Below are 20,248 nucleotides of genomic sequence, written 5' to 3'. Positions count from 1 at the left end.
ATGCGTTTTTTTTGCAAGTACAATCTTTGAGCTTTGGCAAAGTCATAGTGCAAAGTAATGGGAACTTACTTTTGTTTGGTAAAGGGCAAAGACAGGACTATCTTTGTTTCAGGAAGCGGTTGATTTGGCTTACCTGTTCCACAGAGAAGCGCTGACGACTAAACATAAAATGGATAGGGTTTTGATACACAACCAGCTCTGTTGCAAATACCTGATCATACCCTTTGGCTTGAGAAATATAGTGGCCCGCCTCCTTGTCTTCCACCACAAAGTCGATGCGCCCCTTGTTGAGCATTAATAGCCGCTGCTCGGTTGAAGGCAGATAAACTATCTGCTCAGGATAGGCACGACTGAGCCTGATAAAATCCTCGCCAATGTAACTTCCGGCATTAACGGCAAAAGTACCGCCTTTCTCAAAAGCATCATCCACGCTTAACGCGTTAATCAGGCTATTTTTATGCGTAAACAACACCACAGTTTCATTTCGATAGGCCTCACTGAACCAGCCGTTTCTGGCGCGCTCATCACTGTAGCTCGCCGCCATCAACAAGTCTATTTGGCCCAGATTAAGTTGCTCCTGGGCACGCTTGGCTGAGGGCATATCAATAAAAAACAAACAATAATCCAGCGCGCCAAACACACTTCTGGACGCTTCAATATCAATACCCATTGGCTCCTGTTCGCTAAGGTAAGAATAGGGCGGCCAATTGAGATCCGCGCCCACATTCAATATCTCTTCACAAGCCATTGCTCCGGGTAAAAGGAAATAGAGCCAGCAATATCTCATTTCTGCAGCTGATGTTTAGGGATCTAACTTAATTTTAGAAGCTGCTTATATTTTCGCCAATCCAGACACATAGTCACAACAAGCTTTGATTTTACTTCGGAATGATTCACCATGAGCCACCTTGCAATGGGAACTAAAGGGAAGAATGACAATGAAAATGGGGCCAGGCTTTCTGATTGCAGCCGCTTTTATCGGTCCGGGTACGGTCACAACCGCCACGGTGGCGGGAGCGCAATTTGGCTATGCATTGTTGTGGGCGGTAATATTTTCAGTACTCGCCACCATCATTTTGCAGGAAATGGCGGCTCGACTCGGTGTAATCACCCATAAAGGTCTGGCGGAATTACTTAATCAGCAATTTGAGTCTCCGCTGCTTAAGTGGTTTGTAATTGGCTTGATTGTCGCAGCAATCGGGATTGGCAACGCAGCCTATGAAGCAGGAAACCTGACCGGTGCAGCAATGGGGTTGCACAACCTTTTAGGCGGCGAGTTACCCTTGTGGAGCCTCGCATTAGGTGCAATTGCAGCTCTGATTCTGGCCAATGGGAATACTAAAAGTCTGCAGACGGTGTTAACGATATTGGTAATGCTCATGAGCTTGGTGTTCATGGTAACCTTTATAATTGCCGATGTTGACTACGCTGAACTGTTTGGTGGTATGTTTGTTCCCCAACTGCCAGATGCGAGCATACTAACCACCATTGCACTCATTGGTACTACGGTTGTGCCCTACAACTTGTTCTTGCATGCCAGCCTCGCGGCGAAGCATAAGCCGGATAGCTCGCCACATGACAGGCTCAAGCACATTCAAAAAGACAGCGCCCTGGCCATTAGCATCGGAGGACTGGTCACCTTAGCGATTGTATCAACTTCAGCCGCCACCTGGTTTGGCTCTTCCATTGCACCACAAATGGACAGCATTGCTGAACAGCTCAGACCGCTATTGGGGGATTACGCCCCTGCATTTTTTGCCTTGGGCTTGTTTTGTGCAGGCCTTACCAGTGCCATCACTGCGCCTTTAGCCACCAGCTATGCCCTGTGTGGCGCCTTGGGCAAGCCCACCGACCCCGACAGCAAACTGTTTAAGTTTATCTGGTTAAGTATCATCCTGTTCGGCAGCGCGCTGTGTTTTCTGGCCATAAAACCGATTTCCATTATCATGTTAGCTCAAGCCGCAAACGGTTTGTTATTGCCATTGATTGCCGTTTGTTTGTTATGGTTTTGCAACCAAGCCAATCTTTTAGGACAATTCCGCAATAAAGTGTGGCACAACTTTTTAGGTACCGCAGTAGTGCTCACTGTTTCAGGGTTGGGCTTTTTTAAACTGATTTCTTTATTTTGAACTTTACACAATGGCATTGGTGGCACACTGCTCCGACCTTTAGCTATGTCACAAAAATAGGTATTATATGGCCTCGCCTCGCTGAGTGGATAAAAATGCATAATATAATTGGCTCAATATCGGTGCTGATTTATTTCGTGAACACCGTATTTTGGTTTATTCCCATCTTCGGATTGTCGTTCCTGAAGCTAATACCGATAAAACCATGGCAAACCTTTATTTCTTATATTCTTGATGGCTGTGCTTCCAATTGGATCAGTATCAACAATTTAAACCAGAATATTCTCAGCAATACCCAGTGGGATGTGAAAGGGATAGAGGATCTTGATCTAAAAGAATGGTATCTGGTGATCGCTAACCATCGCTCTTGGGTGGATATCTTGGTATTACAGCGAGTTTTCAATCGAAAAATCCCCTTCTTAAAATTTTTCCTGAAACAAGAGCTGATCTGGGTCCCTTTCCTGGGTCTTGCCTGGTGGGCACTGGATTTTCCGTTTATGCGTCGCTACAGCCGCAAATTTTTGGAAAAGCATCCAGAAATGCGCGGCAAAGACCTGGAAGCCACCCAAGAAGCCTGCCGTAAATTTAAGTTCAAACCCGTCAGTGTTATGAATTTCGTCGAAGGCACCCGTATCACAGAGCAAAAACACAAAAAACAACAGTCTGAGTTTGCCAACTTGCTCAAACCAAAAGCAGGTGGCATGGCGTTTGTGTTAGAAGCCATGAAAGAAAATCTAAATCTGTTACTGGATGTCACCATCTATTATCCGGATGGCACACCAAGCTACTGGGACTTCGTATGTGGCAGAGTAAAAAGAATTCAGGTTCGCGTTGAAACACTCTCTATTGTTGAACTTCGGGAACAAGGTATTATTGCCCAAGACTATTTTAACAACGCACAACAAAAACAACATTTTCAGCACTGGTTAAATCAACGTTGGCAACAAAAAGACCAGCAGCTAAATACTCTCAAGGATGCTCAGTAAAATTATGGGACTCATTATTTTTCCAATTCACTTTTGTCTGCAGGTGCTTAACCTGGCTTTCTGGGCGACCTTAGCTGTTACCTTCGGACTACTGAAATTTATGATCCGCAATCAAGGTTTAAGAGTTCCCATTGATGCTGTACTCAAAGTGATCATTGCGCAATTTGGGGTGATGAGTGTTGCCATGATCAAGTTTTTTAACCGAATTGACATTGATTATAAAGTCAATGGTGAATTAGATCCCGATGGCTGGTACCTGGTGGTAGCAAATCATCTCAGCTACCTGGATATCATTCTGCTAATTGCCTTCACTCATGAGCGCATACCCACGCCTAAGTTTTTCCTGAAGCAAGAACTTATCTGGTTACCCTTCGTTGGAGTGGCCGCATGGGCGCTGGAAATGCCCTTTATGAAGCGCTACAGCCAGGATTTTATCAAAAAGAACCCTCATCTGAAGGGGAAAGACATCGAAACGACTCGCAAGCATTGCGAGAAGTATCGCGATGCACCAACCACCATCATCAACTTTGTAGAAGGCACGCGCTTCACCCCGGCCAAACAAGCAGCCAAAGGCAATAAATTCCAGCACCTTTTACCCCCCAAAGCAGGTGGTATTGCCTTCACCTTTGCAGCGATGGGGGAGCTATTTACCAATATTCTGGATGTCACACTCATTTACCCCGGAAGCAAAGGGGTGATAATGATGGATATGCTAAGTGGCAATCTTAAACAGGTCATATTCGAAGTGGACATACTGCCAGTTAAACCAGAGTTAATCGGTGACTATTTCAATGATGATGAATTTAGAGACAGTTTTCAGCAAAACCTGAATCAACACTGGCAGAATAAAGATGCCAAAATCACGGCATTACTTGAGGAGCTCAAGGCTTGAACAAAACGCACCTGGGTGAGCTGCTGGCACAGTGGCTTGAAACTTATCAAGTCGCCTTGGCCCCTACCGATTTATTATTTTCCGCAGCCATGCTTGCCATCATGGTGGTTATGGCGTGGCTGAGTCTGAGACTCACCAAGCTTTTGTTCAATCCATCTCTTACCGGCCTGCTTTTTAACAATAAACCCCATTGGAATAATACACTTCATCAGTGCAAGTTTTTTAAGCGGCTGGCCCATGTCGCCCCAGCTATATGTTTACACCTCAGTGCCCCTTATTTTCTACACGAAGAATTCATGGGTTTAGTGCTGGTGACAAAACTCAGCTCCATTTACCTCATCGTCGTTATCGTCAGAGCCATCTTTTCTGTATTCAACAGCATCCAGGCTATTTACGATAATTCCAGATACGCCAACAGAATACCGATAAACGGCTTTATTCAAGTGGCTAAGCTCATCTTGTCTGTTGTCACCATTTTACTGATTGTGTCGCAACTACTAGATAAGTCTCCAACTCTTTTACTTTCTGGGTTAGGTGCCCTGACAGCGATTATTATCTTATTGTTCCGAGATACGATCCTTGGCTTTGTTTCGGGCATAAACATTGTAGCCAATCGCACTGTCGCCAATGGCGATTGGATTGAAATGCCCGCCTATAATGCCGATGGCACCGTTTTGGCGGTGGGCCTCACCACCGTAAAAGTGAGAAACTGGGATAAAACCATCTCCACCATACCCACCTATGCCCTGATGAATGAATCTTTAAAAAACTGGCGTGGTATGCAGGAGTCCGGTGGGCGCAGGATCAAACGTGCAATATACATAGATATCGACTCAGTGACCTTCTGCGATGATGAACTGCAAGAAAAACTGATGCAAATCCCATTGGTACGGGATGATTTATTGTTATTACAGGAACAACTCAACACCGATGCCAGCGAGCGAGCACCTGTAAAATCTTTAAATGTAGATAAAATGACAAATATCGGCATTTTCAGGAAATACGTAGAGTCATATTTAAAACACCACCCTCGAATCAGCCAGGATATGACTCTGATAGTCAGACAATTACCGCCCGGCCCTACCGGATTACCCTTAGAAATTTATTGCTTCAGCAATGATACCAACTGGGTCAATTATGAAGGCATCCAATCCGATATCTTCGATCACTGCATTGCTATTTTGCCAGAATTTAACCTGAAGCCTTTTCAGTTACAGTCTGCCGTGGTCTGACCTTAGTAAAAAATTTCTTCATTTTGTTTGCACAATTCATCATTATCTTAACCTCGAACGTCATGCAATAAATGACATAATGAATGTGGTTCTAACAATAAATGAAATGACATGCAGCAGATACTCGTAGTTGAAGACAATCCGGACATCGCATTACAAGTACAACGTTTTCTGGAAGCCAATGGTTATAGAACTCACCACATAGTTAAAGGTGATGATGTTGTGGATTACGTTCGGGAGAATAAACCCGACCTGGTGATCATGGACCTGGTTATTCCCGGAAAAGATGGCTTACAGTGTTGCAGTGAAATTCGCGAGTTTTCAAATATTCCGGTTATCATGCTAACAGGCAAATCCGAAGAAGTAGATCGGCTGATCGGCCTGGAAGCAGGGGCAGATGACTATATGTGCAAACCGTTCAGCGCTCCAGAGCTGGTAATGCGCGTACAAGCTATACTGCGACGGACCTCTGAGCATGTTTATTATTCCATTTTTAGCCTGGATGACGATAAGCACAAAGTTTCTTACAAAGGTAATGAAATACCGCTAACTTCTCTGGAGTTCAGCCTTTATCGCTTATTATTTAAAAACCCGGAGCGCATTTACTCCCGGCAGCAAATCATTGATATGGTGTATAGCAATGTTGGCGATATCACCGACCGTACCATTGACAGCCACATCAAAAATATCCGTAAAAAGCTGAAAGATTCGGGTGTCAAAGAAAACATCATTGAATCCGTTTACGGCGCAGGCTACCGATTCAGGTTGCCAGCCTGAACTGAGCAGAATTAGAGGAGCTGAAAGGCTCCTTTTTTGTTTTAAGCGCTAAATCACCTAATTCAGTAGGTGGTTATCATTAAAAAGGATTCCACCGGAGTAATCTAAAGTTTCAACTTTTGATGTTGTTTTACCGGGGCGCCGGAGCGCCTTAAGGAATGCTGCCTGCGGCACTCCTTAAGAATCCTCCGCAGCCCTTGACACGCAAAGCGTAATCGTCGTATTCAGCACAACAATAACCATCAATGACAGTATATCCCTATACTGGCATTGATTGAGGTATCATCCCTGATACCTCTCATTGTTGTGTCATCTGAATACTTCTCTTACTGCGTGTAAAGGGAACCCCAATTAGTACTTCGAACTGACAATAGTACATACCTTCAGAATCTCCATTTCAGAAGTAGATATTAAGCTCCATTTTTTTGATTGAATTATGTACATTACCAGCCGAACTTTCCGATTCATTCACTTTTGATTCAAGTTGCTTGAGTAATGTTAATCTACAAAAACAGCAATCGATGAGACGATTATGCAAAGGTTCACAACTTTCCTTTTACTTTTATCAATCAGCTTTTCAGGTTTTACCCAAGGGGATTACACAGAATTATCCGGAAGAGGGTTAATCAAAACCGTATATTCTCAGCAACATGCTGAATACCCAGAGCAATACCAAACCTGGATCAGCCTCAAAGGTACCAGTGAGCGTGCTACCTGCCCTGCACTAATTTTTGCCGAAACGGATAGACAAGGACCTGAATTAGTGAAATTGGCACTGCAACTCAACCGGCCGGTGGAAGTGCGCTTTGTAATTTCAAAAGCCAATCCAGAAGCCAGAGAACAAGATCCCATGCACTGCCAGATAACCCACCTGCTTCTCAAGCCGTAGCCATAGGTAATCTAATGACAGACGTTCACTCACCGCAACAACGCCATAAAAGTATGGCGGCGGTGAAGAATAAGGACACTAAGGCTGAAAGGTTGGTTGCCGAAGCCTTGCGATATTTGCAAATCAGCTACAAAAAGCAATCCAAAATAGGCAAAGCAAAGGTGGACTTCTTTCTGCCAGAATATAATACGGCAGTGCTGGTGCATGGCTGTTTTTGGCATGGCCATGACTGCCACCTGTTCAAGCTACCGGCAACCCGCACTGACTTCTGGTTAACCAAAATAAAATCGAATCAGGTACGAGATAAATTACATATTGATGCCATGAAGCAAGATAAAATCAGAACACTCATAATTTGGGAATGTGCTGTTCGTGGCAGGCAAAAGTTAGCGCAAGATGCATTGTGTGAGCGTATCGAAGAGTTTCTGCTATCACTGCAAATCGCCGCTCAAATTAACTCTCACGGCTTTGATGTGCATTAGATTAAAAATATAGCCAACGAATAACAATAAATTTTGAATTTCAAAAAGTGCCGCGAAAAACCGACTGAGCAACATTTATTGTTTTATCGAGAAGGGGGTAAATTCAGTTTCCTTATCGTAAACATCAACGCCTTCTGCAGACTTGAGTTTGGCAATAACTTTGTAGGTTACGGGGGTAAGTAACACCTCCCAGAGCACTTTCAGCACATAGTTACTCAACATCACTGTGAGTATCAGGTCCCATGACCAAATACCAGCGAAAGCGAGCGGATAAAATAACAAGGTATCTACCCCCTGACCTACAATGGTAGAACCAATAGTGCGTTGATAGAGTGCCTTACCATTGCTCCAGATCTTCATTTTGGCAAGGACATAGGCGTTTGCCATCTCACCGCACCAGATAGCCAGCATAGAAGCAAAGATAATGCGCGGCACCTGACCGAAATTTAAAGCGAACGCTTGTTGTGTATCAATGCCCCCCAGGGATTGATTCCAGCTGTCAGCGGGGGGCATAGCCGTAATAAAGGCGGCCATGCCGGCAGCAAAAGCAGCGGCAGCAAAACCCGCCCAAATGACTCTGCGCGCCCGAGAGTAGCCATAAACTTCAGTGAGTACGTCCCCCAGAACATACGACAAAGGAAAGAACAATACGCCGGCACCAAAGGTAACCCCCATAATAGTAGCCACCTTTGCAGCACCAATAATATTTGAGCAAACGATAACGACGCAGGTGGCTGCCATGATGAAATCGTAATAACGATAATGTTGTTGTGATAATTCGGCTGCTTTAGCTATTCTCTTTATTGTCATCCCGGTTTCCGTTGAGTGGGCAGCGATGCTTTTAGATGCAAAATATCAGTAAACTAAAGATATCGTCATAACCATCAGAGATACTTCAATAGCCAATGATTATGACGCTGTTTAACGCCGACATACCATTTGCAGAGATAAAACATCACCAAGGTAACAAAAGCCCAGGCCAGATAAAGGCGTAATAAACTGGGTTCATAAGCTTCGGGAAGTGCACTGCTGCCACCTAACTGCCAGCCTACTTGCCAACCCAATGTTGGAATAAAAAACAGCACCGCCAGGAAATGAATAAGTGGTAAGTGGAGTACATAGTAGAAAAAGGGGACGCGACCAAAGGTCAACAAGGCACTATTGATAGTATCTGGAAGCCGATGCATGACAGCCATCAGCATCAAAGCAGGACCTAAGGTCATCAGCAAATAGGACAGTGACGGCGGGTATTTTTGCGTGTTCAAAATGGACAGCATGGTAAATATGCCGCCGCGCTCCTGCTCAGACCAGGGAACAGGATCCCCATAAACGTTTAGCAATCGAATAACGATAAAAGCAAATAGAATTCCTAGCCCGAGTTTCAAGCTGCGTTGATTGAATTGTGCCGCATCAGCTGTAAGCCACGAAGAGATGCTATAACCAACCAGCATCACGCCAATCCAGGGGATTAACGGGTAAGCGATATAAACACCCGCACCTTGTTCATTGAAGGGGATCCAACCTGGTTGATGTAACACATGCCATAGCCAACTTAGCTCTCCAAACTGAGAAGCATTGATACCATCTGCCAAATTATGAGTACAGATCATCAATATACCGAAAGCCAAAGTGACATTGCGAGGTAACCAAGTAAACAGAGCCAGAAACAGCATGCTAACACCGATAGCCCATATTACTTGCACAAAATACCAGGCAGGAAAGCCAAACTTCCAGGAAGCATTAACCACCACCAGTTCAATAAACACCAACCAGATGCCGCGTGTTACTAAAAAGTGTCGAAGCTCGCTTTTTGAAGTGACTTTTTGCTCATATAGATAGGCACTTATTCCGGTAAGAAAGATAAAAACAGGCGCACAGAAATGGGTGATCCAGCGAGTGAGAAACAACTCTGGACTCGTTTGAGTTAAATCTTCGGGCTGCCAGGGAAAAGGACTAAAAAAATCTCGGACATGATCGATGGCCATGAGAACAATAACCAAACCGCGTAACTGATCTATGGCTGGGATGCGTTGTTGCATATTAAAACTCTGTTGTTTTCTATCTACCCTGCACGAGCAACCTCAATCTGTCCAGGTCAGAGATACACAAATAAATATTTGCTGACAAAATTGCTTTGTTAATCCAACTCGCCATTGCGCATCAATCTACGCTAGCAGGCCTATTTTTTCGTTACTGCATTACTGCGAGCTCGGGTTTGTACCAGTCCGGTTTTAGGTTCAAATGCTTTTTGATGACGCATGAGATTGACAATTTCAGACTTGTTGTCGCGAATTTGATTGGAAAATGCCATCCCGATCGCTTTTTTAGAGCCAGTTTTAGCAGCATCATAACCAGAAGACACCAAGCTTTCTGTTAAGGTACTGGCTCCATCCAGTGCCGCATCGATACCAAAGCCTCCAGCACCAAATGCCACACTTGCTGCAGTAGATACCGCCGTTTTATTGCGCTTGGTTGCAGTTAATTCTGATTTCTGCGCTGAAATATGGCTATCCAGCATATTCATACCTGTAGCTTTATCGTCTACATTTTTAGCGTATGCTTTACTGGCGCGATCATAGGCCACGGTTGCCCCAATCCCCGAAGCGATGCTTACGCCTTTAGCTGTTGCTTTAATGGCAACACCAGCAGCTGGATTTGCAAACGCGACACCCGTTCCAACATAGTTGGCCACTCGAGCACCGGTTTTAACGTGACCTAGGTTAGTACCAATTTTTTCTCTCTTAACCGCATCTTTATTGTTATTTTTCATGCGATCTTTATAGGTTTTTAAGCTGTTAGCTTCAGCGGTGAGATTACGACGGTCGTTTTTACTGATGTTATTGAGTGGATTCAGACCAGTTTTAAAATTATTCAGGGTCTGCATACGCTTACCTTTCGACATTTGATCGTAGATATAAGCGCGCTCTTCGTGCAAGCGGGTTGTACTGGCCGCGTGCATTTTACCCGGCCCCTGCCCGATATGAGTTTCTAGCTGTTTTCGTGCTGCACTGGCCATATTCTGCATAACGGGTGCATCAGCATTGGCCTGTGACCGTCCCGTGCCCTGATGCAAGTTAGTCGTTGCATTTTGCCGAGTTAATGCCGGACGAGGTTTGTTACTATTACTCATGGCCACTTCCTTAAATAAAAGGTTTGCACGGTAGGCAGTTTCTATTCGATTACTTTGATTATCACCCTAAATCTTCATAAATCAATATCTCGTCTAAATTATGCTTCAAATAGCAAAAAACCAGGGTTTTTAAGCCCTGGTTTTTACAGTTTCATTTAGATTTTTAACAATTATTGCCAGCTGATGCTGCCTTTCTCCACCTTCTGCGCCAGCGGCAAGTAGGTTTTTTCCACCACGTGACGTTTCACTTTGAGAGTGGGCGTTAGCTCACCGGAATCTGTCATCCAGGCTTGTTGTGCGACAATGATGGCAGAGACCTTAGCATGCGCTTCCAATTTAGCATTCACTGCATCGAGTGTTTCTAACAAACTTTTTTCGATGTCACTTTTGTCCAACGTCAAAGCATGTTCACTCAAGTTAATCACCAGTACCGGTTGTACCAATTGAGTTCCCATCAAACACATTTGCTCAATGTATTCGTTATCACCAAACTCAGACTCGATTGGAATGGGCGCTACATATTTGCCCTTTTCGGTTTTAAATATGTCCTTCTTACGCCCCACAATCGACAGATAACCGTCCCTCATCTCACCTAAATCACCCGTGTGTATATATCCTTCTTCATTGAGGGTTTCCTTGGTTTTCTCTTCCTCTTTGTAATAACCCAGCATGTCTGATTCGGTCTTGAGTAAAATCTCACTGTCTTCAGCGATCACTACTTCTGTACCAGGCAAGGGTTTTGAAACAGTGCCAATGCGCACATCCATACCAGGCCCCAAAACGCTGCCGCAGGCGAATGACTCCGTCATTCCCCAGCCTTCACCAATGTTGATATCTAACTTGCTATACCATTGCAGGATTTTTTCAGATAGTGGAGCTGAGCCACTAATAAACAGTCGCGCTTGGTCAAGCCCCATTTGTTTCTTGATTTTGCTCCTGACAAGGTTGTTCAACAAAGGGATCTTCAGAAGAGTTTGCAGTTTGCGGTTGGGCATTTTGGTTAAAATTTTCTTCTGGAACTGGGTCCATAAACGCGGAACCGAACCAAAGATGGTGGGTTTAGCATTATTAAGATCTTGTGCAAAAGTGTCTAAACTATCGACAAAATAAACCTTTAAGCCATAACTCAACAAGGTGGATTCCACATATGCTCGCTCTGTACAATGAGACAGGGGCAAGTAAGACATGATCCTGTCTTCAGGAGAAACCTGCATACGCTTGCCGACATTTTTACCGGCATTCACGAAACTTTGATAGGTGTGCATTGCGCCTTTGGGGTTCCCTGTACTACCGGAAGTATAAAGAATCGTCATCAAATCATCAGCCTGGACGGGCGTTACATGTTCAACCTCTTCATACTTGTCTTGAATATCCTGCCAATTGAACTCAGCTGGCATCCCTGGATAGGGAAACGCAAGCTTAGGCACTGATTCAGGAATTCCCTCAGCTTGGGCTTGCCAGTTATCCAGCTTACCTACCAAAATCATTTTACTTTCAGAGTGCTCAAGCACATAGCTGATAGTTTCTTTATTGGCAGTTGGATAAATCGGTACGCTCACCAAACCAGCAAACATCAGTGCAATATCAGAAATTATCCAGTGAGCACAGTTTTTCGATAGGATGGCAACCTTATCTCCGGGCTTTAGCCCTTGCTCGCGAAAAAAGGTCACAAGCTTCCTGGCTTGAGAATTAATTTGCTGCCAGTTGAAGGTTACCATTTCTCCTTGAATGGGCTGAAATAGCACATTCCTCGAACCGTCTTGTACCAGCCAATAAGTGAGTTTTTCCGCAGGTAGTGAGAGATTGACAGTGTTCATTCGGGGTTAACTCCTTGCACGTCCGCACCGATTATAAAGTCGTGTTTTTACCCATAGTAGGCAGAATTATGTAGGAAATAAAAGCTTTTTACCGCACTGCTATCAGATAATGCTGATTAGCATTACAGGTTCTTGCTGATAAGCAAGAAAATAACGATAGCGAGATAGTTTAAGAGGCAAGACTATTTCGGGGGCAGATTCTTATTCGAAATAGAACGTTAAAAACAAAAAACCCGCCACAAGGCGGGTTTTTCAATTTGCTATAAAACTTAAAAATTAAGCTTTACCAACAACTTCAACCAACATCCAGTTCTTAGACTTGGATAATGGACGGCACTCTTTAAGAGTGACTACGTCGCCCATTTGGCATGTGTTGTTTTCGTCGTGAGCGTGCAACTTAGTTGTGCGCTTGATGAATTTCCCATAGATAGGGTGCTTCACGCGGCGCTCAACAGCAACAGTGATAGTTTTATCAGCTTTGTTGCTAACCACACGACCTTGTACTGTACGAATCTTTTGTTCAGTCATTAGGCACCTGCCTTCTCAGTCAAAATGGTTTTAACACGCGCAATGTTGCGACGAACTGTTTTCAATTGATGCGTTTGCGCCAATTGACCAGTGCTGTTTTGCATGCGCAGGTTGAATTGCTCCTGAAGAAGTTCGATCAGGTGCGCATTCAATTCTTCTACGCTCTTTTCTCTTAGTTCAGATGCATTCATTACATTACCGTCCGAGTTACAAAAGTGGTCTTAAACGGCAATTTCGCAGCTGCAAGTTCGAAAGCTTCACGCGCCAATTCTTCTGGCACACCTTCCATCTCATACAGCACACGACCTGGCTGAATCTGACATACCCAGTATTCAACGTTACCCTTACCTTTACCTTGACGAACCTCAAGAGGCTTCTCAGTAATTGGCTTGTCAGGGAACACACGGATCCAGATTTTACCTTGACGTTTAACGTGACGAGTCATCGCACGACGAGCTGCTTCGATTTGACGAGCAGTCATACGGCCACGACCAACCGATTTTAAACCGAAAGTACCGAAACTTACTTTATTACCAGATGCCAGACCACGGTTGCGGCCCTTGTGCATCTTACGGAATTTCATACGTTTTGGTTGTAACATGATTACGCTCCTCTCTTAGCAGGACGCGACTTCTTCTTAGGTTGTTGCTGCTCTGGTTGCTCAGCCTTAGTAGGCAAACCACCCAAAACTTCACCTTTGAAGATCCATACTTTGATACCGATGATACCGTAAGTAGTCAACGCTTCTGAAGTTGCATAATCGATGTCGGCACGGAAAGTGTGTAGTGGTACACGACCTTCACGATACCATTCAGAACGAGCAATCTCTGCACCGCCTAAACGACCGCTAACTTCAACCTTGATACCTTTGGCACCTAAACGCATAGCGTTTTGCACGGCACGCTTCATGGCGCGACGGAACATAACACGACGCTCTAACTGGCTAGCGATGCTATCAGCTACCAATTGACCGTCTAGTTCAGGCTTACGTACTTCAGCGATGTTAATCTGAGCAGGAACGCCTGCCAGGTTAGACACGTGCTTGCGAAGTACTTCAACATCTTCACCTTTCTTACCGATAACAACACCTGGGCGAGCAGTGTGAATAGTCACACGGATGCTTTTCGCAGGACGGTCGATTTCGATTTTAGACAAAGATGCATTTTTCAATTTCTTAGTCAGATACTGACGAACCTGATGATCAGAATACAGGTTATCAGCATAATCTTTAGTACCGGCGTACCAGGTAGAAACCCATGGTTTGCTGATACCCAGGCGTATGCCCGTAGGATGTACCTTCTGTCCCATTGTTTACTCCTGATTGTCCGCTACTACAACAGTGATGTGACTGCTGCGCTTGAAGATGCGATCCGCACGACCTTTCGCGCGAGTCTTGATGCGCTTCATAGTAGGACCTTCGTCTACGAAAATCTTAGCTACTACCAACTCATCAATGTCAGCACCTTCGTTGTGTTCAGCATTGGCGATCGCAGAGTTAAGAACTTTCTTAACCAGATCGGCTGCTTTTTTAGGGCTGTACGTCAAAACTTCTAGAGCTTTTTCTACGTGCAAGCCGCGAACTTGATCTGCTACCAAACGCGCTTTTTGAGGCGAGATACGAGCAAAACTGTGTTTAGCTAAAGCTTCCATTGTCTACTCCTTATCGTTTCGCTTTCTTATCGGCCACGTGGCCTTTATAAGTACGTGTTGGCGCAAATTCGCCCAATTTATGGCCTACCATTTCGTCCGATACGAATACTGGAACGTGCTGGCGACCGTTATGGACCGCAATGGTCAACCCAATCATATCTGGGATGATCATAGAACGACGAGACCAAGTTTTAATTGGCTTCTTGTCGCCTTTTTCCACTGCAGCCTCAACCTTCTTCAACAAGTGTAGGTCGATAAATGGACCTTTCTTGAGAGAACGTGGCATGGTGAATCCTCGCTATTACTTGTTACGACGACGTACGATGAACTTATCAGTACGCTTATTCTTACGTGTTTTTGCACCTTTAGTCGGTTTACCCCAAGGAGAAACCGGATGACGACCACCAGAGGTACGGCCTTCACCACCACCATGTGGGTGATCAACTGGGTTCATTGCAACACCACGTACGGTAGGACGAACGCCTCTCCAACGGGTTGCACCAGCTTTACCTAAAGAACGCAACATGTGCTCAGCGTTTCCAACTTCACCGATTGTCGCACGACAATCAGAAGGAACTTTACGAACCTCACCGGAACGTAAACGCAAGGTTACGTATGCACCTTCACGCGCCAAAATCTGTACATATGCACCAGCAGAACGCGCAATTTGCGCACCTTTACCTGGCTTCATCTCAACAGCGTGTACTACTGTACCTACTGGGATGTTGCGCATTGGCAAAGTGTTACCTGCTTTGATAGGTGCATCAGAACCAGACAAGATCTGATCGCCAGACTTCATGCCTTTAGGGGCAAGAACGTAACGACGCTCACCGTCTGCATAACATACTAAAGCGATGTTAGAAGAACGGTTAGGATCGTATTCAAGACGCTCTACCTTTGCAGGGATGCCGTCTTTGTTACGTTTGAAGTCAACAATACGATAGTGCTGCTTGTGACCGCCACCGATGTGACGAACAGTAATACGACCACCGTTGTTACGACCACCAGACTTACTTTTCTTGTCTAGCAAAGGTGCATGTGGTGCACCTTTGTGCAAGTCAGGGTTAACGACCTGAACAACGTGACGACGACCAGCAGAAGTCGGCTTAGCTTTCATTAATGCCATGTCAATTAACTCCTATTACTCACCGCCACCGACGAAGTCGATGTCATGACCTTCTTTCAAAGTAACGTAGGCTTTTTTCCAGTCCTTACGCTTACCAGTGCGCAGACCGTGACGCTTGGTTTTACCCTTCACGTTTACAGTGCGTACGCCAGCAACTTCAACTTCAAACAAAGACTCAACAGCAGCTTTGATTTCAGCTTTAGCAGCATCGGTGGTTACTTTGAAAACCAATGTATTATTCAGTTCTGCAGAAACAGTGCTCTTTTCAGAAACGTGAGGAGCAAGAATGACTTTTAAAAGACGTTCCTGGTTCATGCTAAAGCCTCCTCTAATTGCTTCACTGCATCTTTAGTCATCAAAACTTTTTCGAATGCAATCAAGCTAACTGGATCGATACCCTGTACGTCACGAACATCTACTTTGTAAAGGTTACGTGCAGACAGGAACAGATTCTCATCAACTTCAGAAGTCACGATTAATACGTCTTTCAGTTCCAACTGCTTAAGCTTAGAAACCAAGTCTTTAGTTTTTGCAGATTCAACACCGAAGTTTTCAACTACAACTAAACGCTCTTGACGAACTAATTCAGACAGGATGCTTTTGATAGCACCACGGTACATCTTACGATTTACCTTCTGGCTGTGATCCTGAGGTTTTGCCGCGAATGCGCGACCACCGCCAACCCAAATTGGGCTACGGATTGTACCAGCACGTGCACGGCCAGTACCTTTTTGACGCCATGGCTTCTTACCGCCACCACGTACTTCAGAACGCGTTTTCTGCGCCTTACTACCCTGACGTGCACCAGCTGCGTATGCTACACATACTTGGTGAACTAGAGCTTCGTTAAACTCACGGCCAAAAGTAGCTTCTGAAACTTCAAGTGCGCCTTGCGCATCTTTAATTGCTAATTCCATCATCTATCTCCCAGACCTTACGCTTTAACCGCTGGCTTAACGATAACATCACCACCGGTAGAACCAGGGATAGCACCTTTAACCAGAAGCAGGTTGTTTTCAGCGTCTACTTTAACGACTTCCAGAGACTGTACAGTAACTTGTTTGTTACCCAGCTGACCGGCCATTTTCTTACCTTTGAAAACTTTACCTGGTGATTGGTTTTGACCAATAGAACCAGGGGCACGGTGAGAAAGAGAGTTACCGTGAGTCATACGCTGAGAACTGAAGTTCCAACGTTTGATTGCACCAGCAAAACCTTTACCTTTAGAAGTACCAGTTACGTCAACCATGTTTGTGTCAGCGAAGATCTCAACAGTGATCTCTTTACCTACTTCCAAATCAGCGCCTTCTTCAGCACCTAAACGGAATTCCCACAAACCACGGCCCGCTTCAACGCCAGCTTTAGCAAAGTGACCTGCTTCAGCTTTATTTACACGGTTAGCCTTTTTTGTACCAGCAGTTACCTGCAAAGCGCGATAGCCATCTTTTTCGGCAGTACGAAGCTGTGTAATACGGTTAGGGGTAGCTTCGATAACAGTCACAGGTACAGAACCGCCTTCTTCAGTGAAGATACGAGTCATACCGACTTTACGACCGATTAATCCAATCGACATTATTTACACCCTCTCTCTTTAGCCCAGGCTGATTTGAACATCAACGCCGGCAGCCAAGTCCAATCTCATCAGAGCGTCGACTGTTTTGTCTGTAGGTTCGATGATATCGACCAAACGCTTGTGAGTGCGAATTTCATACTGATCACGCGCATCTTTGTTTACGTGAGGTGAAATAAGAATGGTGTAACGCTCTTTGCGAGTAGGAAGTGGGATAGGACCACTTACTTGCGCACCAGTACGTTTGGCGGTGTCTACAATTTCCGCTGTAGACTGATCAATTAATTTATGATCAAACGCTTTTAAGCGAATACGAATTCTTTGATTAGCCATCGACCAAAGCTCCAAACGATAAAGAACAAAAAAATACACTCCTACCGCCCTGAATATTGGGGGAGGGGTGCCTATATAACGATGACCTCCAATCGAGGTCTTGTTAGTTCCTGAAAGCCTTATAAATAATGCATTCAGGGACTGGTTCTATGAACTCAGTGGGCGCGCATTATACGCATGTTTAATATTTGTGCAAGAGTTATTTCGCTTTTACCAAACTAATTTGCTCACTAACTGACAACGAATAATACCAAGCTTAATTGTATCACCATTGACGCATTTCCATATTGTAAGGCTGGCGATCTGTTGTAACCTGTACCTAAGTACAGTTTTTACGGCCATAAACTGGCGATAAACTGAGCAACCGGAATAGATAATGACAAGGAAACGTCATGAAACCAGTAAGCTCAGCTATAGTTAACAGTATCATTAACCGTGAAATACAACCGATAACAGAAGAAGCCCTCTACAGAATGATAAACGACCAGGTTCGACAGGACGACTTACTCAAAAAAATCGACAGCTATTTAGAGCAACACGAAACTTTGATGGATGCTTATCAAAAGCTGGAGCCCATTATCCTCAAGTTATTTGGTGCCGAGCGCATGAGTATCTTTCAACGTCGTCGCCAGCATCAAGATTTGGTAGCCCGCTTCAAAACAGGTAATGAAATTCGCGAAATAAAGGTGGCTATCAGCCCGCAATCCATCGCAGGTTATGTGGCATTAAGTCAACTTCCTCTGATTATCAACGATCCATACAATGCGGAAGAACTGAGAGACATTCATCCTCGTCTGAAATTCGCTGACAAATTTGATAAATCCAGCTCCTTTAAAACCAAAAGCATTCTTTGTGTTCCCATAATGAACGCCGGTGTCATTTTAGGAGTGATGCAGGTCATCAATAAACAACGCGGTGATTTTAACGACGCAGACCTGCGCCTGGGCAAAGGCCTGGCAGACATGCTGGGCAACAAGTTCCGCTTCGAGTTGGGCGGCACCAAACAGCCGTTTCAATACCTGGTGCATCGTAGTTTGATTCAGGAATCGGTGCTGGACCAGCTAATTGAAAGTTGTAAAGACCAAAAACATCTGATTCAACGACTCACTTCTGAACATCGCATTCCGGAAAATGAAATTGGCCAGGCATTGTCAATTCATTACCAGGTCCCCTGGCTTGATTACCTGCCCGACAAATTCCACCTGTTTCAAAACGAAAGTCGACTCAACGTTTCTTATCTCAAGCGCAATCTGGTAGCAGTCATAGCTGACGCTCGAGAAAACCCCATAGTTGTAATGGCCGAGCCCAACAATGCCGCTCTGCTGATGGAAGTAGAATCCGCGTTAGGTATTGAGCAATACGAAATCTCAGTGGGTTTGCCCAACACAGTATTGCAATACTTAGGAGAAGCCACGGGCGGAGACAGCAAAGGTCCGGGCGAAATGGATGAAATCCTGGATGAGATCAGCACCAGCTCAGATGACCATGAAGAAATGGTGGATGAGCTGTCTGACGATGCGCCGGCGGTGGTGCGTTTAGTGAGCCGTATTCTGCATGATGCCAAACGTATCAATGCTTCAGATATTCATATCGATGCCGAGAAAGGTGGCCCGACTCGCGTACGGATGCGAGTGGATGGTGTCTGTCGCGACATTACTCAACTCCCGGCCTCTCACCATAGCGCTGTGATTGCTCGTATTAAAATCATGGCAAACCTGAATATCGCAGAAAAGCGGGTGCCACAAGACGGTAAGTTGGCTTTTCGAATGCAAGGCAAACCAGTAGAAGTTCGGGTCGCAACAATACCAACGGTGGCAGGCGAAGGTGTAGTTATGCGTATTCTGGCGGCAGGCGGAGCCATGCCAATGGACAAAATGAACTTGAGTCCGCGCAACACCGAAATGCTAAAAACCATGATTGTAAAACCTCATGGTATTTTGTTAGTGGTGGGACCTACAGGATCAGGTAAAACCACCACGTTGCACGCCATTCTGGGCCACTTAAACACGCCCGAGAAAAAGATCTGGACGGCGGAGGACCCGGTGGAAATTACTCAGCCTGGTCTACAACAGGTGCAAGTCAGCCCTAAAATAGGCTTTACCTTTGCTAATGCCTTAAGAGCTTTCTTGCGGGCTGACCCTGATATTATTCTTATCGGTGAGATGCGGGATAAAGAAACCGCACATGCAGGTATCGAGGCTTCATTAACAGGTCACTTGGTGCTTTCAACCCTGCACACCAACTCAGCGCCGGAAACCATTACGCGCCTTTTGGACCTGGGTTTAGATCCCGTCAATTTCTCCGATGCCTGTGTAGGTATATTGGCACAGCGTCTAATTCGAACCTTGTGTAAAAACTGTAAAGAGGAATACCCCGCCACCGATGCAGAAGTGGGCTTTGTAAAACGCCAATATGGCGAGGATAAGTTAGAGGAAATTGGTTACAAGGAGCCATTAATGTTGCACAGAGGCAAAGGTTGCGATGAATGCGGCGGTACCGGATACAAAGGCAGAACAGGCGTACATGAGCTACTAACCATGACGCCAGAACTTAGAGCACTTGTGTATAAAGAAGCTGCTGTGACCGCAATGGCTAAGCAAGCGACCACCGATGGCATGCGCACCTTAGTGCAAGACGGCCTTTACAAAGTGCTCAAAGGCGATACAGATATTGCCCAGGTACAAATAATTTCCGGAGTAGAATAATC

The 20,248-nt window shown here is 45.0% G+C and carries 24 protein-coding genes; 8 read left to right on the top strand and 16 right to left on the bottom strand.

The window, feature by feature from the left end:
• Window positions 1–97: 97 nt before the first annotated feature.
• Window positions 98–787, bottom strand: coding sequence for a substrate-binding periplasmic protein (locus ACXAGP_RS21575; protein ID WP_475263844.1), 690 nt, complete (start codon window positions 785–787; stop codon window positions 98–100).
• A 151-nt stretch (window positions 788–938) separates the two neighbouring features.
• Between ACXAGP_RS21575 and ACXAGP_RS21570 the strand changes: the two genes are divergently transcribed.
• The 7 genes from ACXAGP_RS21570 (at window position 939) to ACXAGP_RS21540 (ending at window position 7,387) form a co-directional block, all read left to right on the top strand.
• Complete coding sequence (locus ACXAGP_RS21570; RefSeq protein ID WP_475263843.1) at window positions 939–2,129, top strand: Nramp family divalent metal transporter; 1,191 nt, start codon at window positions 939–941, stop codon at window positions 2,127–2,129.
• A 95-nt stretch (window positions 2,130–2,224) separates the two neighbouring features.
• Window positions 2,225–3,115: an acyltransferase gene (locus ACXAGP_RS21565; protein WP_475263842.1), complete on the top strand. Its 891-nt coding sequence runs from the start codon at window positions 2,225–2,227 to the stop codon at window positions 3,113–3,115.
• 4 nt (window positions 3,116–3,119) lie between these two features.
• Window positions 3,120–4,007 carry an acyltransferase gene (locus ACXAGP_RS21560; RefSeq protein ID WP_475263841.1) on the top strand — a complete coding sequence of 296 codons (888 nt, stop codon included), beginning with the start codon at window positions 3,120–3,122 and terminating at the stop codon, window positions 4,005–4,007.
• Window positions 4,004–5,239 (top strand): mechanosensitive ion channel family protein, encoded by a 1,236-nt coding sequence (locus ACXAGP_RS21555; protein WP_475263839.1) that lies wholly within the window; start codon window positions 4,004–4,006, stop codon window positions 5,237–5,239. Before ACXAGP_RS21560 ends, ACXAGP_RS21555 begins: the two co-directional genes overlap by 4 nt.
• A 111-nt stretch (window positions 5,240–5,350) precedes the next feature.
• Entirely contained in the window at window positions 5,351–6,016 is a 666-nt protein-coding gene (locus ACXAGP_RS21550) for a response regulator (protein WP_475263838.1), read from the top strand.
• Window positions 6,017–6,548: 532 nt separating this feature from the next.
• Entirely contained in the window at window positions 6,549–6,905 is a 357-nt protein-coding gene (locus ACXAGP_RS21545; protein ID WP_475263836.1) for a hypothetical protein, read from the top strand.
• 14 nt (window positions 6,906–6,919) lie between these two features.
• Window positions 6,920–7,387: a very short patch repair endonuclease gene (locus ACXAGP_RS21540; RefSeq protein WP_475263834.1), complete on the top strand. Its 468-nt coding sequence runs from the start codon at window positions 6,920–6,922 to the stop codon at window positions 7,385–7,387.
• A gap of 75 nt (window positions 7,388–7,462) precedes the next feature.
• On the opposite strand, the gene ACXAGP_RS21535 is transcribed toward ACXAGP_RS21540, so the two are convergent.
• The 15 genes from ACXAGP_RS21535 to rpsJ form a co-directional block, all read right to left on the bottom strand.
• A complete protein-coding gene (locus ACXAGP_RS21535) occupies window positions 7,463–8,197 on the bottom strand; it encodes a queuosine precursor transporter (RefSeq protein WP_475263833.1) in 735 nt (244 codons plus the stop codon).
• Between the two features lie 74 nt (window positions 8,198–8,271).
• On the bottom strand, window positions 8,272–9,426 hold the full coding sequence (locus tag ACXAGP_RS21530; RefSeq protein WP_475263832.1) for an acetyltransferase domain-containing protein: 1,155 nt from the start codon (window positions 9,424–9,426) through the stop codon (window positions 8,272–8,274).
• Between the two features lie 140 nt (window positions 9,427–9,566).
• On the bottom strand, window positions 9,567–10,517 hold the full coding sequence (locus ACXAGP_RS21525; RefSeq protein ID WP_475263831.1) for a hypothetical protein: 951 nt from the start codon (window positions 10,515–10,517) through the stop codon (window positions 9,567–9,569).
• Between the two features lie 170 nt (window positions 10,518–10,687).
• Window positions 10,688–12,334, bottom strand: coding sequence for an AMP-binding protein (locus tag ACXAGP_RS21520; RefSeq protein WP_475263830.1), 1,647 nt, complete (start codon window positions 12,332–12,334; stop codon window positions 10,688–10,690).
• Between the two features lie 276 nt (window positions 12,335–12,610).
• Window positions 12,611–12,862, bottom strand: coding sequence for a 30S ribosomal protein S17 (gene rpsQ / locus ACXAGP_RS21515; RefSeq protein ID WP_338294090.1), 252 nt, complete (start codon window positions 12,860–12,862; stop codon window positions 12,611–12,613).
• Complete coding sequence (gene rpmC, locus ACXAGP_RS21510; RefSeq protein ID WP_229531222.1) at window positions 12,862–13,053, bottom strand: 50S ribosomal protein L29; 192 nt, start codon at window positions 13,051–13,053, stop codon at window positions 12,862–12,864. Before rpmC ends, rpsQ begins: the two co-directional genes overlap by 1 nt.
• Window positions 13,053–13,463 carry a 50S ribosomal protein L16 gene (gene rplP / locus ACXAGP_RS21505; protein WP_338294091.1) on the bottom strand — a complete coding sequence of 137 codons (411 nt, stop codon included), beginning with the start codon at window positions 13,461–13,463 and terminating at the stop codon, window positions 13,053–13,055. The genes rpmC and rplP overlap by 1 nt, the downstream gene beginning before the upstream one ends.
• A gap of 2 nt (window positions 13,464–13,465) precedes the next feature.
• Window positions 13,466–14,170, bottom strand: coding sequence for a 30S ribosomal protein S3 (gene rpsC / locus ACXAGP_RS21500; RefSeq protein WP_338294092.1), 705 nt, complete (start codon window positions 14,168–14,170; stop codon window positions 13,466–13,468).
• Between the two features lie 3 nt (window positions 14,171–14,173).
• A complete protein-coding gene (gene rplV, locus ACXAGP_RS21495) occupies window positions 14,174–14,512 on the bottom strand; it encodes a 50S ribosomal protein L22 (RefSeq protein WP_229531225.1) in 339 nt (112 codons plus the stop codon).
• A gap of 10 nt (window positions 14,513–14,522) precedes the next feature.
• On the bottom strand, window positions 14,523–14,798 hold the full coding sequence (gene rpsS / locus ACXAGP_RS21490; protein ID WP_268409630.1) for a 30S ribosomal protein S19: 276 nt from the start codon (window positions 14,796–14,798) through the stop codon (window positions 14,523–14,525).
• A gap of 15 nt (window positions 14,799–14,813) precedes the next feature.
• Window positions 14,814–15,638, bottom strand: coding sequence for a 50S ribosomal protein L2 (gene rplB / locus ACXAGP_RS21485; protein WP_338294093.1), 825 nt, complete (start codon window positions 15,636–15,638; stop codon window positions 14,814–14,816).
• A 15-nt stretch (window positions 15,639–15,653) separates the two neighbouring features.
• Complete coding sequence (gene rplW / locus ACXAGP_RS21480) at window positions 15,654–15,953, bottom strand: 50S ribosomal protein L23 (protein WP_229531228.1); 300 nt, start codon at window positions 15,951–15,953, stop codon at window positions 15,654–15,656.
• Window positions 15,950–16,555 (bottom strand): 50S ribosomal protein L4, encoded by a 606-nt coding sequence (rplD, locus tag ACXAGP_RS21475; RefSeq protein ID WP_338294882.1) that lies wholly within the window; start codon window positions 16,553–16,555, stop codon window positions 15,950–15,952. Before rplD ends, rplW begins: the two co-directional genes overlap by 4 nt.
• 17 nt (window positions 16,556–16,572) lie before the next feature.
• Window positions 16,573–17,211, bottom strand: coding sequence for a 50S ribosomal protein L3 (gene rplC / locus ACXAGP_RS21470; protein WP_338294094.1), 639 nt, complete (start codon window positions 17,209–17,211; stop codon window positions 16,573–16,575).
• Between the two features lie 18 nt (window positions 17,212–17,229).
• Window positions 17,230–17,541, bottom strand: a complete 312-nt coding sequence (gene rpsJ / locus ACXAGP_RS21465; RefSeq protein ID WP_229531230.1) for a 30S ribosomal protein S10 — start codon at window positions 17,539–17,541, stop codon at window positions 17,230–17,232.
• A 548-nt stretch (window positions 17,542–18,089) separates the two neighbouring features.
• On the opposite strand from rpsJ, the gene ACXAGP_RS21460 reads away from it, so the two are divergent.
• The gene (locus ACXAGP_RS21460; protein ID WP_475263859.1) at window positions 18,090–20,246 is read left to right on the top strand and encodes a GspE/PulE family protein; all 2,157 of its coding nucleotides are present in this window, start codon (window positions 18,090–18,092) and stop codon (window positions 20,244–20,246) included.
• The last annotated feature ends 2 nt before the right edge of the window (window positions 20,247–20,248 follow it).

This window comes from Planctobacterium sp. AWM4_229, assembly GCF_056160305.1.
This window is presented reverse-complemented; position numbering and strand designations above follow the sequence as displayed.

Excerpts from the sequence above, each read along its gene's own strand:
- ACXAGP_RS21575 (WP_475263844.1), bottom strand. The coding sequence starts at position 787 with ATGAGATATTGCTGGCTCTATTTCCTTTTACCCGGAGCAATGGCTTGT.
- ACXAGP_RS21570 (WP_475263843.1), top strand. The coding sequence starts at position 939 with ATGAAAATGGGGCCAGGCTTTCTGATTGCAGCCGCTTTTATCGGTCCG.
- ACXAGP_RS21565 (WP_475263842.1), top strand. The coding sequence starts at position 2,225 with ATGCATAATATAATTGGCTCAATATCGGTGCTGATTTATTTCGTGAAC.
- ACXAGP_RS21560 (WP_475263841.1), top strand. The coding sequence starts at position 3,120 with ATGGGACTCATTATTTTTCCAATTCACTTTTGTCTGCAGGTGCTTAAC.
- ACXAGP_RS21550 (WP_475263838.1), top strand. The coding sequence starts at position 5,351 with ATGCAGCAGATACTCGTAGTTGAAGACAATCCGGACATCGCATTACAA.
- ACXAGP_RS21545 (WP_475263836.1), top strand. The coding sequence starts at position 6,549 with ATGCAAAGGTTCACAACTTTCCTTTTACTTTTATCAATCAGCTTTTCA.
- ACXAGP_RS21540 (WP_475263834.1), top strand. The coding sequence starts at position 6,920 with ATGACAGACGTTCACTCACCGCAACAACGCCATAAAAGTATGGCGGCG.
- ACXAGP_RS21535 (WP_475263833.1), bottom strand. The coding sequence starts at position 8,197 with ATGACAATAAAGAGAATAGCTAAAGCAGCCGAATTATCACAACAACAT.
- ACXAGP_RS21530 (WP_475263832.1), bottom strand. The coding sequence starts at position 9,426 with ATGCAACAACGCATCCCAGCCATAGATCAGTTACGCGGTTTGGTTATT.
- ACXAGP_RS21525 (WP_475263831.1), bottom strand. The coding sequence starts at position 10,517 with ATGAGTAATAGTAACAAACCTCGTCCGGCATTAACTCGGCAAAATGCA.
- ACXAGP_RS21520 (WP_475263830.1), bottom strand. The coding sequence starts at position 12,334 with ATGAACACTGTCAATCTCTCACTACCTGCGGAAAAACTCACTTATTGG.
- rpsQ (WP_338294090.1), bottom strand. The coding sequence starts at position 12,862 with ATGACTGAACAAAAGATTCGTACAGTACAAGGTCGTGTGGTTAGCAAC.
- rpmC (WP_229531222.1), bottom strand. The coding sequence starts at position 13,053 with ATGAATGCATCTGAACTAAGAGAAAAGAGCGTAGAAGAATTGAATGCG.
- rplP (WP_338294091.1), bottom strand. The coding sequence starts at position 13,463 with ATGTTACAACCAAAACGTATGAAATTCCGTAAGATGCACAAGGGCCGC.
- rpsC (WP_338294092.1), bottom strand. The coding sequence starts at position 14,170 with ATGGGACAGAAGGTACATCCTACGGGCATACGCCTGGGTATCAGCAAA.
- rplV (WP_229531225.1), bottom strand. The coding sequence starts at position 14,512 with ATGGAAGCTTTAGCTAAACACAGTTTTGCTCGTATCTCGCCTCAAAAA.
- rpsS (WP_268409630.1), bottom strand. The coding sequence starts at position 14,798 with ATGCCACGTTCTCTCAAGAAAGGTCCATTTATCGACCTACACTTGTTG.
- rplB (WP_338294093.1), bottom strand. The coding sequence starts at position 15,638 with ATGGCATTAATGAAAGCTAAGCCGACTTCTGCTGGTCGTCGTCACGTT.
- rplW (WP_229531228.1), bottom strand. The coding sequence starts at position 15,953 with ATGAACCAGGAACGTCTTTTAAAAGTCATTCTTGCTCCTCACGTTTCT.
- rplD (WP_338294882.1), bottom strand. The coding sequence starts at position 16,555 with ATGGAATTAGCAATTAAAGATGCGCAAGGCGCACTTGAAGTTTCAGAA.
- rplC (WP_338294094.1), bottom strand. The coding sequence starts at position 17,211 with ATGTCGATTGGATTAATCGGTCGTAAAGTCGGTATGACTCGTATCTTC.
- rpsJ (WP_229531230.1), bottom strand. The coding sequence starts at position 17,541 with ATGGCTAATCAAAGAATTCGTATTCGCTTAAAAGCGTTTGATCATAAA.
- ACXAGP_RS21460 (WP_475263859.1), top strand. The coding sequence starts at position 18,090 with ATGGATGCTTATCAAAAGCTGGAGCCCATTATCCTCAAGTTATTTGGT.